The organism is Blautia difficilis, from assembly GCF_014297245.1.
Lineage (GTDB): Bacteria > Bacillota > Clostridia > Lachnospirales > Lachnospiraceae > Blautia_A > Blautia_A difficilis.
Map to the genome: position 1 here is coordinate 222,598 of NZ_JACOQG010000001.1, position 15,605 is coordinate 238,202.

Consider the following 15,605-nt stretch of genomic DNA (forward strand, 5'->3'; position numbering starts at 1 on the left):
TAATGTACATAGAATTAAAAATGGGATATTCTGATGATGATCCGGCATGGATTGGATATGTCAAAACTTCAAAAAGTAGAATAAAAATTTTTTGACATTTCTGCACATGCGTGCTAATATGATTATAGAAAAAGAGTACTACCGATAGACAGTTAGTCCGTATACTTAATTGATTAAAAATAACCGTTCAGTTTGCAGGCTGGGGCGGTTATTTTTGTGATTTATTATTATCTTTGCCAAAGGTATATCCGATACTAAAGCAGGTTAAGCCGAAGCTAACCACAGCTATGAAGTTAACAATACTCATGGCTTAGCCCTCCTTTCGAGAGATTTCCGCCAGAAAGATCTGGGGATTTCTATGTAATCAGAGGGTCACAGTCCCTCTGTTGAAGGACTAACCGTCTACCGTTATGGTAGCACCCATGTTTCGATTATAACAGTTAAAAACTACCGGTGCAATAAAAAGTTGGTAGAGTAGTATTTGTTAGCCGTGGAAAAGAATCTTTTCAACCAGGGATTCCGGTGCCAAGAAATCAGGCGAATAAAAATACATGATGCAAATCATCCGTTTTTCACTATATTTTGGAGAGAAAACCATAAAAAATATGAGATAAAACGGGATTAAAGTATCGTGAAAGGTAGACGTACTGTTGGATCAGGAATACATGGATTATAAAAAATAGCAAATAAGAATAAAAATAATTGATTTGTAAAAAGCAGTCTGTTAGAATATACATATGAAAAGGGAGTAGCTGGCCGATTTGGTTCACTTCTTCGTCAGGACAGTTATTGAAACATATAACTCGGAAAGTGATGAAACAGCGAGACTTTTACTGTGCATGCAGTAGGAGTCTCTTTTTTTATACCTGCTGCAAAATAAAATGAGGAAAGAGAGGAAAAAAGATGTTTATGCAGGTTATTATTTTGCTGGTAGGTTTTCTGTTTCTGGTGAAGGGAGCAGACTGGTTTGTGGAGGGGGCAGCCAGCATTGCAAAGAAGCTGGGAATCCCCCAGCTGATCATTGGATTGACGATTGTAGCAATGGGAACCAGTATGCCGGAGGCAGCTGTAAGTATTACAGCAGGAATGAATAAAAATGCGGGTATTACGATCGGAAATGTGGTTGGAAGTAATATTCTTAATATTCTGATCATCCTGGGAGTTACAGCCCTGATCACAAATGTGGCAATACAGAAATCTACATTTCTGTATGAAATTCCATTTATGATTGTGGTAACAATTGTACTGATGATTTTTGGTATTACAGGATCGGAAGTAACTTTTGCAGAAGGTGTGATTTTCTGGATTCTTTTTCTGGCATATCTGGGATATTTGTTCGTAATGGCAAGAATGGGAAATGACCAGGAGGATGGAGAAACAAAGGATTATCCTATATGGAAATGCATTCTTCTAATGGCTCTTGGCGGGATTCTGGTTGTAAAGGGCAGCGATTTTGCAGTAAGCGGAGCTTCAGAAATAGCCCGTTATTTTGGAATAAGCGAAAGATTTATCGGGCTGACGATCGTTGCACTGGGAACATCACTTCCTGAGCTGGTTACATCTGTTACAGCTGCAAAAAGAGGAAATGCAGGAATTGCCATCGGAAACATTGTGGGCAGCAATATCTTTAATATCCTGTTTGTGATCGGTACCACAGCGCTTATCTGCACAGTTCCTTTTGAAAGTAAATTTATTATAGATACAGGGATTGCAATTTTGTGCGGAGTTATCCTCTGGATTGGTACCTTCCGGCACAAAGAACTCCGAAAACCATGTGGAATTCTTATGCTGTTATGTTATGCAGCATATTTTGTATATTTGTGTATGGTATAAGAAAATAGTTTGTTATTAAGAACGTCCTTCTGTGTGTTGCTCCCGGCAATCACAGAGGGACTTTTTTATGTTATAGGAAAATAGGTTACACTTTTTCTGATAGTATGATAAAATAAAACCAATGTATGCCTGTAAATTATTTACAGGTTAAAAGAATAAAGTGTTGGAGAGATAGAAAAAAATGAAATCCAAGAAGTGGACGATGCGGAAGGCTATGCTGGTATTGTGTATCAGCAGTGTGCTGTTTGCTTTATTATTGCAGACATTTCTGTTTCAGAAGTCACTGCGAAGACAGATACGGGCTGAAATTATATCAGATCATGAGATATCATTGAATAAGATGCAGACAGATCTGTCCAGCTTTATTCATACCATTCGCGGAGAAATGCTTACCATATACAGTGAACAGGATCTGATCAATGATATGCGCGACGCAGCGGAACAGGATACCAGTCTGAAGGATTATTACTGGAGAAGCTGGTATTTTGCGAGAAAACGTTTTACAAAAGAAGACCAGCTCCTGGCTATGTATCTGTATGATACAAAGGATCATCTGATCAGCAGTTACAGATATAATTCAGTTGCATACCCAAAGGATATTTACAAATCAGAAGGATATGATGACAATTCAGACAGAGTATATGATTATGTTCACGGAAAACGTACAGATCTGATGATCTCAGGATATCATAATCCAGATGCAAAAAAAGACATTGTCCGTTTGGTTTTAAAATTGCACAACTATGATGCAGACAGAAGCGGGCTGGGATATCTTGTATGTGATATCAATAGTGCGGCGTTTACTTCTATTATGTCTAAATATGTGGATGTAGAGCAGGTTTGCCTGTGGCTTCAGCCTTTGAATGACAGGGTGGTCGCAATGACCGGACAGGCATCAGACAGTCAGCGCAGAATCCAGAAACAGCTTGCAAAGGCTGTGGAAAACTATTATAAATCTACTAAGCTGGAGCAGGAATATGATGGAAACTATCTGATACAGGTTTCTCAGGAAAACTATAATCTGGAAGCTTTTGTACTTGTTTCACAGTCACTTCTTACAGCAACACAGAAGTCTTTGATCAGAACACTGTTGATCATAATGGCAGCCATGTTGCTGGCTATCACAATTATTGTATTGTTTTTATCCCAATGGCTAACAAAGCCGGTAGAGGAAATGAGCAGTACGATCACGCAGATCAAAAACGGAGAAACACAGTTACGTGTGCGTCCGGTAGGATGGTCACAGGAGCTTACGACTCTTGGTACGGAATTTAATGAAATGCTGGATCGTATGCAGGTGATGGCCCAGGAGGAACTGCAGCATAAAATGCTGGTGGAACGTACGGAATACAAAATGCTTCAGGCACAGATCAATCCACATTTTCTCTATAATACGCTGGATACTATGAGTGGAATTGCAAATGCACAGAACTGTCCTATGGTAAGTGGCATGTGCCGTTCCCTGTCTGCAATTTTCCGTTACAGCCTGAATATGACAGACGAATTATCCACTGTGCAGAATGAAATGTCTCATGTGAGAAATTATCTTTATGTAATGGATGTGAGAAATGGTTCGACGGTTGCCTATGATTATCAGATAGATAGTGAGACACTTGCAGATCAGATGCCACGTATCTGCATTCAGCCGGTTGTGGAGAATGCATTGACACATGGACTGAGAAATGTCCGCCGCAAGGATAAGAAGCTTCTGATACGTTCGGAGCATGTGGGTGAGAATCTGGTGATCACAGTTCAGGATAATGGTGCAGGAATGGACGCAGAGGACATGAACCGGCTGTTGAAACAGAACGATATGAAACGGGTGGAATCCGGAATTTCCATTGGAATCCTTAATGTCAATGCGCGGCTGAAGAAGCTTTTTGGTGCGGACTATGGACTACATATTGACAGTATAGTGGGAGAGGGGACAACTGTGACGATTACAGTCCCGGCTGTTTCTCCGGAAATATCTGACAATACATAATGTAAAAAATGCCATGCTTGACATTGGGGTATCATGTGCCTTTAACAGAAAAATATTGGGACAGGCATATTTGAGGGGGAGAAAAATATTGAAAACTATGAAATATAAGGTACTTGCTGCAGATGATGAATTCTGGAGCCGTGAGAATATCCGAAATCTGATCCCGTGGGAGGAGTATTCCCTGGAATTTCTGGAACCTGCATGTGACGGTGAGGAGGTTATGGAAAGGATAGAAGAGGAAAAACCGGATATTATTCTTACGGATATTAATATGCCTTTTTTAAGTGGTCTGGAATTGCTGGAGCGGCTGCAGAAGGAATATCCTGAGATCATTACGGTCGCTATCAGCGGTTATGATGATTTTGATAAGGTGAAGGGGGTATTTGTTTCCGGTGGACTGGACTATCTCCTGAAACCGGTGGGAAAAGAAGAGATGGTCAAGGTTCTTACCAAAGCCCTGAATCTTCTGGAAGAGAGGGAGAATACTAAAAAGCAGGATGAAACCAGCCGGATCCGTGAACATAAACTTTCCTCTTTTCTGGAAGACAGCGAATATTCAGCATTGCTTTCCGGAAAATTATATGGACAAGCTGATGCACAGACTTATGTATCCAGTACTAATACTTTCTCTGAAGTTGCCACGCTGATGGTGAAATTTTATAATATTGCAGAAATTGCAGAGAAGTTTGAATATGACAATCTGCAGATGTCCTGGAGCATTAAATCCAGGCTGAGAGAGCTGACTGGTTTGGAAGAAAATGTGATTATTTTTAACAACAGCAATAAGATGAGTGAGTTTCTCCTCGTAAAGACTGCAGATGCAAAGGAATTCAGAACACTGGCAGAAAATATTCTGAGAGAATTTCCACTGGAAGAATACGGACCGATTTCTGTTGTACTTCATGAACAGACCAGTTCATTAGACGATATCGGTACCATTTACAGGGAATTGATTTCTACATTGGTTACCCGGCCATTTAACAGACATCATTGTATCCTTTCATGCCAGGAGGAAAAAAGAGGAGAGTCTCAGAGAAGCAGTGAGATCCAGATGATGGGAAAATCAGCGCCTGCTCATATGGAAACGGAGTTATATCATCTGCTAGCAACAGGACAGAGATCAAAGACAGAGAAATTGATTTTTAAGACCTGTGATTTTAAAGATTGTGACAATGGTGCCTGGACATATCTGGATGTGAAACAGTATACCGGCAGACTCACAGGGATCCTGTACCGCTATGTGCAGGAGAAATGTCCGGAGCTTACTGCACAGGCGGAAGAGGCTATGGACAATATTGACTATTATATGAAATGTCTTAATGCGCCGTCTTTACTTGCTTCTTTAAAGATTCTTCTGGACAGTCTCTGGGAAAGGGGCGAGGACAAGGATTCGGATTCCGGATCAGGTTCTATTATGCAGCAGGTAGAGCAGATCCATAAATATATGGAACGTTCTTATCATGAGAATATTACACTTACTGCTCTGGCAGAAGAATATCATATGGATGCCAGCTATCTGTCCAGAAGCTTCAGCCAGAAATATGGTGAGACGATCATTGCCTTCCTTACCAGGATCAGGATGGAGAAGGCAGCGGAGCTGATGAAAGATCCGGATAAGAAGCTGGAGACGATTTCGTTCCTGGTGGGATATGATGATTACAATTACTTTAGCAGAGTATTCAGGAAAAAGATGGGATGCAGCCCAAGGGATTACAGAAATAATCTGGCACAATTATAATAATTAATATGGAAGAAACTCAGATAGAATTGAGTGAACAGTAACGGAATTGGAAGTCCTCTGTATGGTGGTTCTTATGGAATCGAATGGATACAGAGGACTTTTTTGAAATATATACAACTAATCAATAGAGAAAACATACAAGTTATTGGCATTTTGCTTAACTTGTTCATATTTTGTCCAAGTTTTATATATAAACTGGTCAAGAATGTGCAACAAAATTTTCCAAATATGTCCTAACTGACCAAAGGCAAAATATGGTTTAATATAGTCACAGAGGAACGGAGAGCACGAAAACATAATTTCCGTTCACAAAATCAAGAAACCAAATTTTATCAAGGAGGCTTTTACAACATGAAAAAAAGAATGAGAAAAGCAGTTGCTATCGCAGCAACAGCAGCAATGATTGGTTCCTTACCAGTAAGTGCAGTTACCACACAGGCAGCTGACGATGATATTACAATCGGTGTTTCTATCTGGAGTTCCACAGACGTACTTGGAAGCCAGAGTAAGAAAATCATTGACAAAGCAGCGGATGCTCTTGGTGTTAATGTAATGTACGTTGACCAGGGTCACGTATCTGAGCAGGTTACAGCTTCTGTTGAACAGCTCTGTGCAGCAGGATGTAACGGTATCGTAATCTGTAACTCCGCAGACTCTGAAATGACATCTGCAATCCAGACCTGCGATGCAAACCAGGTTTACCTTACACAGTTCTACCGTATCATTTCCGAAGAGAACAGCCCGGAAGTATACCAGACAGCATGCAACTCCCAGTACTATCTTGGTGCAGTTCATGAAGACGAAGTAACAAATGGATACACACTGGTTAACTTGCTTCTTGAGAACGGCGACAGAAACATCGGTCTTGAAGCATGGACAGTTGGTGATGCTACCTTCCAGCAGAGATGGAAAGGTTACAAACAGGCAGTTGACGAATGGAATGAAGCTAACCCGGATGATCAGGCAACAATGACAGAGCCTGTATATGCTAACACATCTTCTGAAGAAGGTGCAGCAGCAGCTCTTTCCCTTTACAACTCCAACCCTGATATGGACGCTCTGATCGTTGCAGGTGGCGGCGGTGACCCACTTGTTGGTTCCATCGGTGCTCTGGCAAACGAAGGACTTACAGGAAAGATCGACGTTGTTTCCACAGACTTCCTTGATGATCTTGGCGAGCAGCTTGAATCAGGCGGAATGTTTGCTGAATCAGGCGGACACTTCTGCGACCCGTTATATGCATTCCTTATCACATATAACGCAATCAAAGGCAACTATGTAAAAGAGGAAGGATCCTTCGGATACGAAATTCAGTTCCCATATCTGTATGTATCTTCTTCCGAAGACTATGAAAACTACAAGAAATACTTTGTAGATGATGATCCATACACAGATGAAGAGCTTGTGGAATTAGCAGGATACAGCTTTGATGATCTGAACAAAGCAGCTACATCACTTTCTATTGATGATGTTATTTCCCGTCACAGCAACTAATATGATGAATTTATGCTCCACTGCCTTTTCTCCAAAGGGCAGTGGAGAAACTTTTAAGAGGTAATTGTCAGTGCCCGCTCGAAGCAAAAGGCCAAACCCTGAGGAAGCGTCTGACCTCCTGCTTTTGGCGGGCGAAGAATTGGATAAGGAGAATGGTTATGAAAAAACTCAAACAAAGCCAGTATTATGGAATCGGCCTTCTGGTTCTTATGCTTGTAGTTTTCTGGGCAGTATTTAAAGTACTGGCACCGACTACTTTCGGTTCCCCGGCGAAACTGGCTACTTATATGAAATCAGCATTAATTTACGCAGTTGGCGGATGCGGCCTTTACTTTATCTGCGTAATGGGACCTTTCGATATGAGCGTTGGTGCCAATATCGTACTTTCATCCATTATCGCCTGCAATGCAAGTGAGAAATTCGGTTATGCCGGTCTTATCATTGCACCGCTGATCTGTGGTACGATCATTGGTCTCATCAATGGTGTGGTTTATATCAAATTACATATTTCTTCCCTGATCGTTACATGTGCCCTGTCCCTGATATATGAGGCGTTCAGTGTATATGCCACAAACGGAAAGAACGTAATCCTTTCTACAGATTACAGAGCATTCGGTGATTATCCGGTTAACCTGATTCTGGCACTGATCGCATATCTGCTCTGTGCATTCATCCTGAAATACACAAAAATCGGTACTTATACATACGCAATCGGAAGCAATGAAGTTGTTGCAAAGAACATGGGTGTAAATGTTTCCAAATACAAAATCGTAGCCTTTACTCTTGCAGGCTTCTTCTTCGGACTTCAGGCAATCCTGACAATCAGCTTTGGTACTTCCATGACATCAGCTTCCAATCTTTCCTCTATGAGCCGTAACTTTACTCCTCTGATGGGAACCTTCTTTGGACTGGCATTTAAGAAATACGGCCATCCGGTTATCGCTATCGTGATCGGTGAGATGATTATCCAGCTTATGTTCAACGGTTTCGTTGCACTTGGTGCTCCGACTACGATCCAGAACGTGGTAACAGGTGTTGCACTGCTGGTGATCGTTGCACTGACAACCAAACCGGTTAAAGGTCTTGTAGTAAAATAAGGAGAACGATTATGGGTGAAATATTATTAAGAGCAGAAAATATTGATAAACATTTTGGCATCACACACGCCCTGGATAACGTTTCCTTTACATTTAATAAAGGTGAGATCCACGCACTGATCGGTGAAAACGGTTCTGGTAAATCCACATTGACATCCTGCCTGACAGGTATTTACCAGAAAGATTCCGGTAAGTTTATTCTTGAAGGAAAAGAGATCACCGCAACAAACCAGGTTGAAGCAAACCATCAGGGTGTAGCCATTATCGTACAGGAGATCGGAACACTTTCCGGACTGACTGTAGCAGAGAATATTTTCCTTGGAAACGAGGATCAGTTTACTAAATGTGGTATCAAAAATACTGCAGCAATGAACAAGAAAGCCCAGGAATATCTGGACAGCTATGGATTCAATTATATTGATGCAACTAAAGTAATCGATGATTACAACTTCGAGGATCGTAAGCTGGTAGAGATTGTAAAATCTACTTACTTTAATCCGAAGGTTCTGGTTGTAGACGAGACAACAACAGCACTTGGTCAGAAAGGCCGTGAAGAGCTTTTCAAGGTAATGCACAAGGTTCGTGACACAGGAAACTGCGTAATCTTTATTTCTCATGACCTTGAGGAAGTTATTGAGCAGTCTGATAACATCAGCGTACTTCGAGATGGTGTGAAGATCGGTTCCATCACAAAGGAAGAAGCTACACCTGACAGACTGAAAGCCTTAATGGTAGGCCGTGAGATTGGCGACAGCTACTATCGTACAGACTACGGCGAAAAGGTATCTGACGAAGTTGTTCTTTCCGCTAAGAACGTGACAGTAAAAGGACAGATCGAGAATCTGAACCTTGATCTCCACAAAGGGGAGATTCTTGGTATCGGAGGACTTTCCGAATGTGGTATGCATGAGGTTGGAAAGGCACTCTTCGGAGCTTCCTATTTCCGTCAGGGAAGTGTAACTCTGGGAGACGGCACACCGATCAATTCCATTCCGGATGCCATCAAACACAGCATTGCATATGCTTCCAAAGACAGAGACAATGAGTCTCTGGTCATTAATGATACAATTGGCGATAACATCTGCCTTCCATCCCTGGAGGATTTGAAAACTCATGGATTCCTTCGTGCAAAGACAATGAATGAATTTGCCAATAAATTTGCAAAACAGATGAGTACAAAAATGACAGGCGTTGACCAGTTTGTATCTGCTCTTTCAGGCGGTAACAAACAGAAAGTCGTTCTTGCACGCTGGGTTGGTAAGGACTCCGACCTGATCATCCTTGACTCCCCTACCCGTGGTATTGATGTCAAAGTTAAAGCTGATATCTATGCCATGATGGACGATATGAGAAAAAGAGGAAAATCCATTATTATGATCTCTGAGGAAATCATGGAGCTTCTGGGTATGTCAGACCGTATCCTGATCATGAAGGACGGTAAGATCAATGGTGAATTCCTTCGCTCTCCGGATCTGAAAGACACAGATCTGATTGACAATATGATTTAAGGGGGTAAAAAAATGAGTACAACAAAAAAATCAACTGAGCAAGTACCATTTCTGGAACGTCCCATTGTGCGTACGATCCTTCCTATCGCAGGATTTGTGATCATCTGTGTATTATTTGCATTCCTCACAGACGGCAGACTGTTTCAGCCGAAAAATATATCACTGCTTCTGAGCCAGTCATACATGCTGCTGATTTCAGCTATCGGCGTGTTCATGGTAATGACAATGGGTGGCCTGGATTTCTCCCAGGGCTCCATGCTTGGTGTTGCTTCCATCGTAGTCTGCTACCTTTCCCATTACAACATGGTTCTGGCAGCGCTTGGCGGTGTGGTAACAGGCGGACTGATCGGATTGATCAATGGTTACTTCAATGTTAAGAGAAAAATCACAAGCTTCATTGTTACAATCTGTACCATGTATCTGTTCCGTGGAGTTTGTGCTTATGCAACAACTAATTCACCTGTTTATGCAGTAAGTGATATTTCCAAATACAACACACTGCCATTTATGCTTACTTTTACAGTGATCATCTTCGTAGTGGCATATCTTGTATTCACTTACACAGGTCTGGGCGCCAGACTGAAAGCAATTGGTGCCGGCGAAACAGCAGCAAGATTTGCAGGTATCCGCGTAGAGACTACAAAGATCCTCGTATTCGTGGCAGCAGGCTGTATCACAGGACTGGCAGCATTTGTAAATGCTATCAAAGTAGGTTCCGTTACATCAACAGCCGGAAACCAGCTGGAAACACAGATCATGATCGCCCTGGTACTTGGCGGAATGCCTGTAAACGGCGGTGCTAAAGTAAGATTCTATAACATCATCCTTGGTGTTATGACATACAAAGTACTTTCCAGTGGTCTGGTAATGCTGATGATGCCGACACAGTTACAGCAGCTCATCCTTGGTATCATCTTCCTGATCGAAGTAGCAATCTTCAGTGACAGAAAGACTGGTATGATTGTTAAGTAAGAGATTGTAAAACATCGATTATATAACCGAATCAAGTAAGTCCCCTGCTTCAATTGCGAAAAGCAATAAGCAGTGGGTGGGGACTTGCTTGTATCAGGAGGTTCTGATAAACTGCGAAGCAGTTATTCGGTTATGAGCAAGTAGCGAAGCGGATTGCGAATATCCGCTTGATCTGACATATTCGTGTATCATGTTCATACCTACATAAAATCCCCGGCTCCCGCAGAATTGGTCTGCGGGAGTTGGGGATTTTTGGACTTTGATTTACATTTTAGCGAAAACTTATTTTGTATAACTTGTTTTTGCTAATTTGGAAAAATAGATTATAATAGAAATGTATTTATTCCTTTACATGACACAGAATGGAGAAGACGTTTATGGATAATTATGAAAAACAGGTATATATAGGAAGAGAGCTGTTTTTACAGCATGAGCAGGATAAGCTGATAGAGAAATATGGATTGGAACATGATGAAGAATATCTGTATTTGAAATATATTGGAACAGAATATCGGATCAGCCGCAGGGATGGCGCCATTGCATATTCTGAGGGTGAGGAATGGATGGACTGCAAAGAATATACGATTGTTATGACAATCTATGATTTTCTTTGTTGTTCCGGGCAGGAAATACTGCCGCCTTTGACTGGTCAGTGGCAGCCGGTGGGCAGATTTGTAACTGCCGGAAGCAGTCCGTCTACAGACCCCTTTGTAGAAAAGTATGCACGAGCATTTTCGGGAAAAGTGGAAGAGGTAAAACAGGCCTGTATCTGTCTGGGAGGAAAGCAGATGGAGCGTCTGGCAGGGGCAGACCTGACCTTTGAAATGCCTGTTTTCCAGGATTTTTCTGTGCTATTTCAGTTCTGGGATGGAGATGAAGAATTCCAGCCCAAGATTTTGCTGTTGTGGGATAAAGTATCGTTATCGTACCTTCATTTTGAAACTACCTATTATCTTCAGGGGGATCTGCTGAAGGCTATACTTCAGAAAACAAGCTTATTTGTGTAACAACAGTTATCTTTACGATAAAGTAAATTCATGTTATGATTGCTTTGAAAGTAAATTTATATTAATTTGGAGAGATAAAATGATGAATTGTCTGGCAGTAGGGCTGGGTGGTTTTGCAGGAGCAGTATTGCGGTACCTGATCGGGTTGATTCCCACAGGGGAAACCATGATTTTTCCGGCAAAAACCTTTTGTATCAATGTGATTGGATGTATTGTGATCGGAGTAATCACAGTACTGGCGGCGAAATTGTCTGTTCCGCCAAGGATGATTTTGTTTCTGAAGGTGGGAGTCTGTGGTGGATTTACCACATTCTCAACCTTTGCACTGGAATCTTCGGAACTGATCCGGGATGGACATATGGGAATAGCCCTGTGTTATATATTACTTAGTGTGCTGGTGGGCGTGCTGGCGATTTTTACAGTGGAATATCTTACAGCCTGATTCTGGAGGAATTTACCAATGAAACGAATATCGCTGGATGATCTTCTTCATACCAGACAGAATCTTGCCTACCAGGAACAGTATGGATATAAAATATACCTTTTCTACTATGATTTCCGTGGATTATTATCTGGCGCATCCGAATATGTATGAGAAAGATCGAATCTGGGTGCTTATGCTGAACGAATATCTGAAAAAACATACACTTGGTGATGATTTCAAAATTGTAAAGGACAAAGAGACACAAAAAGAGTGTGTTGAAATCAGGATGCAGGGTGTTTAGTTGCTGTTTAGGAACAGAAACATTTGAGTTCATGACAAAAACAATCAAAAAAGCAATCGTAAAAAAATACGATTGCTTTTTTGATTGTTTCTGCATATAATATATTCAATAAGAGCGAAATGGAGGCGATTGATATGCGTGAAACGAGAACATTAGAGTTCAAAGAAACGATTACGAACACATTTTTAAAGACAGTCAGTGCCTTTTCAAATTATGATGGTGGAACCATTCTTTTTGGTGTAGATGATGATGGAAATATAAAAGGTTTGCCGGATGCCAAGCAAGCTTGTTTGGATATTGAAAATAAAATTAACGACAGCATTACACCGCAGCCAGACTATATGCTTGAGATACAGAATAGTGACCAAACGATAAAACTTACTGTAAAAAGCGGACTTCAGAAGCCGTATCTATATAAATCGAAAGCATACAAGCGGAATGATACAGCAACGATAGAGGTAGACACTCTGGAGTTCTCAAGACTTGTGTTGGATGGGAAAAACATTCGATTTGAAGAATTGCCTTGCAAAGACCAGGAGTTGTCTTTTGAAATTTTACGCCGTAAGCTGAAAGAAAATATCCGGATCGAAAATTTTGATAAGGACACACTGAAGACATTGAACCTGTATAACGATGATAATGGATTCAATAATGCGGCGGGGCTTTTGGCAGATAAAAATCATTTTCCTGGAATTGATATTGTCAAATTCGGAGAAAACATCAGCATCATTCAAAAGAGATCAACGTTTGAAAATGTATCGGTTTTAGAGGTATATGAAAAGACACTTGAGGTATTCAGAGACTATTACCAATATGAAGTAATACAAGGTGCTGATCGAAAGAAAATGGAGAAAATATCGGAAGCTGCTTTCCGAGAAGCAATCGCCAATGCTCTGATTCATAGAGTATGGGATGTGGATTCGCAAATCAGAGTTTCGATGTTCGATGATCGAATCGAAATTGTTTCTCCTGGCGGGTTGCCGTCTGGAATAACGGAAGAAGAATATTTGGCAGGCAAACTTTCTGTTTTAAGAAATAGAAATCTTGCCAATGTATTTTACAGATTAGGATTTGTAGAGATATTCGGAACGGGAATTACAAGAATAAAACAACTGTATGCGGAAGCTTTGATAAAACCGGATTTTGAAGTTTCAGAGAATGCTATAAAAATTATGCTTCCGATATTTGAAAAAAATGTTGATCTGACAGAAGATGAAATCGTGATCTATAAGCTCTTAAGCAAGACGATACTGAAGCCCATTAGCGAAGTTGCACCATATGTACCTTTTGGCAAATCAAAGACAACAAAGCTGTTGAAAGAAATGTGTCAAAAAGGTGTGATTACTGTTGAAGGAAAAGGGAAAGGTACAAAATATATCATTAGCTAAGATTTGAATTTTCGAAACAACGTTTCGGAAATTCAAAGAAAGTATCAGGTTCATTCGCAACAGATAGGTTACAAGCAAGTCCCCATCCACTGCTTATTGTTTTCTGCAACCTCCGCAGGGGACTTACTTGCTTCGATTAAAAAATCAAAATATAAATTTTCCTGTAACGTTTCTTCTGTCTGTGACTTAGTTATATAGAAAGACATTAGATAAAATAATGATACAGCAGACAGGAGGATTATCATGAAACGATATTTAGGAATATTCATTCTGACAGTTATGGTTGGTTTATCAGGTTGTGCATCTGATACAGACAGTGATACTCAGGTGAGCAGCCGTGCATATTCAATGCAGATACAACAAAATCAGAACCGTGTTCAGACATTCAATGGAAGAAGACAGATCAGGTCGTCAGATGGATCTATGTGGACACCGCCGGCAGGGTCATATCAGGATAAAGATGGTTATATTCTGGATAAGGATGGCACCACGATTGGTCAGACCGGGCCATTAAAAATCCCGAAAGATGCAGTAGGATAATAAAAAATACAAGGAGCGGAAATGGAGAAATCAGAAATCGAAACAATCTACCGTAAGTATTTCCATGATGTCTTTCTCTATATCCGGGCACTTTCCGAAAATGAAAGTCTGGCAGAGGAAATCACCCAGGAAACATTCCTGAAGGCAATGAATAATATTGAGAAATTTGACGGCCGGAAGGATATCCGCGCATGGCTATTTGTAATTGCGAAGAATACATATTTCCGCTATTGCAGGCGAAATAAAATCTATGTGGGTGAAGAATTTTCAGAAATAATGCAGGATTCCATGCAGGATACATCCCCGGCAGTACTGGATCAGATCGTGCAGGATGAGACAGTTCGGAATCTCAAACGCTATGCAGAACTGATACCGGAACCCTACAGGGAAGTATTTCACCTGCGGATATACGGTGAGCTCTCCTTTGAGCAGATCGGAAAATGCTATCAGAAAAGTGCAGGGTGGGCAAGAGTAACATGCCATCGTGCACGACAGATGATAAGAGCACAGATAAGTCAGGAGGAAAAGTAAGATGGAAAAAATAAACTGCAATGTGATCCAGGATATTCTGCCATTATACATTGATGATGTGGTAAGTGATGATACAAAAGAACTTGTAGAAGAACACCTGCAAAACTGCGAAATCTGCCAGCGGGTATACCATGAGACAAAGACAGACCTTGAAAATGATATGAAAATTTCTGCACAGACAAAAGAAAGCAGCAATGAAGCAAATGATCTGAAGAGTTTCAGAAAATTTTTAAAGAAAAGAAAGATAAAAACAATCCTGCTTTCCATAGCAGCAACCGTAATTTGCTTTGTGGCAGTGTTCACTTTTATGAATAAACACGTTACATATATCAGCTACAAAGATGCAGGGATAACTATTGTTGAGGATAATAAAGATGAAGTAAAATATAAAACGAATATAAAAGGAAATTATCGCTGGAGAACATCTTTAGACAGGGAAACAGGCGTAATGACTATTTATTTTGAGCAGAGCTTGTGGGAAAAATATGTAAGCTGTATTTTTTATCCATATGATCATCTTCATGATATTCTGAAGAAAGATGAGATAAAAGAAGTGTATGTAGATAAGGATGGAACTACAACAACAATCTGGGAAGCTCAGGAGGAAGAACAGAAAGCTTATTTATCTGAGGAACATACAGAGCCATTGGGATAAAATATTAGAGTATTTTCAAATACGCTCTAAAATATGAAAGCGAATTTTAGAGATTTCTATAGGTTATAAGGATTTATAAAGAGGTTGTCATGGAAGGCAGCCTCTTTTTGTAATTGCTGATGGACATTCT

At 40.6% G+C, this 15,605-nt stretch carries 15 protein-coding genes; all 15 read left to right on the forward strand.

All coding sequences use genetic code 11. The features are described 5' to 3' along the window. The first annotated feature begins 909 nt into the window (after positions 1-909). Complete coding sequence (locus H8Z82_RS00965) at positions 910-1,833, forward strand: calcium/sodium antiporter (protein ID WP_330607792.1); 924 nt, start codon at positions 910-912, stop codon at positions 1,831-1,833. Positions 1,834-2,014: 181 nt separating this feature from the next. After that, a complete protein-coding gene (locus H8Z82_RS00970; protein WP_186993976.1) occupies positions 2,015-3,817 on the forward strand; it encodes a sensor histidine kinase in 1,803 nt (600 codons plus the stop codon). A 97-nt stretch (positions 3,818-3,914) separates the two neighbouring features. Then, positions 3,915-5,555, forward strand: coding sequence for an AraC family transcriptional regulator (locus H8Z82_RS00975; RefSeq protein WP_243176363.1), 1,641 nt, complete (start codon positions 3,915-3,917; stop codon positions 5,553-5,555). A 354-nt stretch (positions 5,556-5,909) separates the two neighbouring features. Then, positions 5,910-7,052 (forward strand): sugar ABC transporter substrate-binding protein, encoded by a 1,143-nt coding sequence (locus tag H8Z82_RS00980; protein WP_186993978.1) that lies wholly within the window; start codon positions 5,910-5,912, stop codon positions 7,050-7,052. A 158-nt stretch (positions 7,053-7,210) separates the two neighbouring features. Next, positions 7,211-8,149 (forward strand): ABC transporter permease, encoded by a 939-nt coding sequence (locus H8Z82_RS00985; protein ID WP_019163061.1) that lies wholly within the window; start codon positions 7,211-7,213, stop codon positions 8,147-8,149. A gap of 11 nt (positions 8,150-8,160) precedes the next feature. Next, the gene (locus H8Z82_RS00990) at positions 8,161-9,657 is read left to right on the forward strand and encodes a sugar ABC transporter ATP-binding protein (protein ID WP_186993979.1); all 1,497 of its coding nucleotides are present in this window, start codon (positions 8,161-8,163) and stop codon (positions 9,655-9,657) included. A 12-nt stretch (positions 9,658-9,669) separates the two neighbouring features. Continuing rightward, the gene (locus tag H8Z82_RS00995) at positions 9,670-10,629 is read left to right on the forward strand and encodes an ABC transporter permease (RefSeq protein WP_186993980.1); all 960 of its coding nucleotides are present in this window, start codon (positions 9,670-9,672) and stop codon (positions 10,627-10,629) included. Positions 10,630-11,006: 377 nt separating this feature from the next. Next, the gene (locus H8Z82_RS01000) at positions 11,007-11,636 is read left to right on the forward strand and encodes a DUF3786 domain-containing protein (RefSeq protein WP_186993981.1); all 630 of its coding nucleotides are present in this window, start codon (positions 11,007-11,009) and stop codon (positions 11,634-11,636) included. A gap of 79 nt (positions 11,637-11,715) precedes the next feature. Beyond that, entirely contained in the window at positions 11,716-12,078 is a 363-nt protein-coding gene (crcB, locus tag H8Z82_RS01005) for a fluoride efflux transporter CrcB (RefSeq protein WP_186993982.1), read from the forward strand. Between the two features lie 18 nt (positions 12,079-12,096). Continuing rightward, entirely contained in the window at positions 12,097-12,231 is a 135-nt protein-coding gene (locus H8Z82_RS17530) for a hypothetical protein (RefSeq protein ID WP_279289707.1), read from the forward strand. Further along, complete coding sequence (locus H8Z82_RS01010) at positions 12,224-12,361, forward strand: hypothetical protein (RefSeq protein WP_186993983.1); 138 nt, start codon at positions 12,224-12,226, stop codon at positions 12,359-12,361. Before H8Z82_RS17530 ends, H8Z82_RS01010 begins: the two co-directional genes overlap by 8 nt. 134 nt (positions 12,362-12,495) lie before the next feature. Further along, on the forward strand, positions 12,496-13,749 hold the full coding sequence (locus H8Z82_RS01015) for an ATP-binding protein (protein ID WP_186993984.1): 1,254 nt from the start codon (positions 12,496-12,498) through the stop codon (positions 13,747-13,749). A 243-nt stretch (positions 13,750-13,992) separates the two neighbouring features. Then, a complete protein-coding gene (locus tag H8Z82_RS01020) occupies positions 13,993-14,289 on the forward strand; it encodes a hypothetical protein (protein WP_055058326.1) in 297 nt (98 codons plus the stop codon). A 21-nt stretch (positions 14,290-14,310) separates the two neighbouring features. Further along, positions 14,311-14,820 carry an RNA polymerase sigma factor gene (locus H8Z82_RS01025; protein WP_025580248.1) on the forward strand — a complete coding sequence of 170 codons (510 nt, stop codon included), beginning with the start codon at positions 14,311-14,313 and terminating at the stop codon, positions 14,818-14,820. 1 nt (position 14,821) lies between these two features. Further along, entirely contained in the window at positions 14,822-15,475 is a 654-nt protein-coding gene (locus H8Z82_RS01030; protein ID WP_177285129.1) for a zf-HC2 domain-containing protein, read from the forward strand. Positions 15,476-15,605: the final 130 nt, after the last annotated feature.

What these genes read in the sequence shown, in the direction of transcription:
- H8Z82_RS00965 (WP_330607792.1), top strand. Translation starts at nt 910, where the DNA reads ATGCAGGTTATTATTTTGCTGGTAGGTTTTCTGTTTCTGGTGAAGGGA.
- H8Z82_RS00970 (WP_186993976.1), top strand. Translation starts at nt 2,015, where the DNA reads ATGAAATCCAAGAAGTGGACGATGCGGAAGGCTATGCTGGTATTGTGT.
- H8Z82_RS00975 (WP_243176363.1), top strand. Translation starts at nt 3,915, where the DNA reads ATGAAATATAAGGTACTTGCTGCAGATGATGAATTCTGGAGCCGTGAG.
- H8Z82_RS00980 (WP_186993978.1), top strand. Translation starts at nt 5,910, where the DNA reads ATGAAAAAAAGAATGAGAAAAGCAGTTGCTATCGCAGCAACAGCAGCA.
- H8Z82_RS00985 (WP_019163061.1), top strand. Translation starts at nt 7,211, where the DNA reads ATGAAAAAACTCAAACAAAGCCAGTATTATGGAATCGGCCTTCTGGTT.
- H8Z82_RS00990 (WP_186993979.1), top strand. Translation starts at nt 8,161, where the DNA reads ATGGGTGAAATATTATTAAGAGCAGAAAATATTGATAAACATTTTGGC.
- H8Z82_RS00995 (WP_186993980.1), top strand. Translation starts at nt 9,670, where the DNA reads ATGAGTACAACAAAAAAATCAACTGAGCAAGTACCATTTCTGGAACGT.
- H8Z82_RS01000 (WP_186993981.1), top strand. Translation starts at nt 11,007, where the DNA reads ATGGATAATTATGAAAAACAGGTATATATAGGAAGAGAGCTGTTTTTA.
- crcB (WP_186993982.1), top strand. Translation starts at nt 11,716, where the DNA reads ATGATGAATTGTCTGGCAGTAGGGCTGGGTGGTTTTGCAGGAGCAGTA.
- H8Z82_RS17530 (WP_279289707.1), top strand. Translation starts at nt 12,097, where the DNA reads ATGAAACGAATATCGCTGGATGATCTTCTTCATACCAGACAGAATCTT.
- H8Z82_RS01010 (WP_186993983.1), top strand. Translation starts at nt 12,224, where the DNA reads ATGTATGAGAAAGATCGAATCTGGGTGCTTATGCTGAACGAATATCTG.
- H8Z82_RS01015 (WP_186993984.1), top strand. Translation starts at nt 12,496, where the DNA reads ATGCGTGAAACGAGAACATTAGAGTTCAAAGAAACGATTACGAACACA.
- H8Z82_RS01020 (WP_055058326.1), top strand. Translation starts at nt 13,993, where the DNA reads ATGAAACGATATTTAGGAATATTCATTCTGACAGTTATGGTTGGTTTA.
- H8Z82_RS01025 (WP_025580248.1), top strand. Translation starts at nt 14,311, where the DNA reads ATGGAGAAATCAGAAATCGAAACAATCTACCGTAAGTATTTCCATGAT.
- H8Z82_RS01030 (WP_177285129.1), top strand. Translation starts at nt 14,822, where the DNA reads ATGGAAAAAATAAACTGCAATGTGATCCAGGATATTCTGCCATTATAC.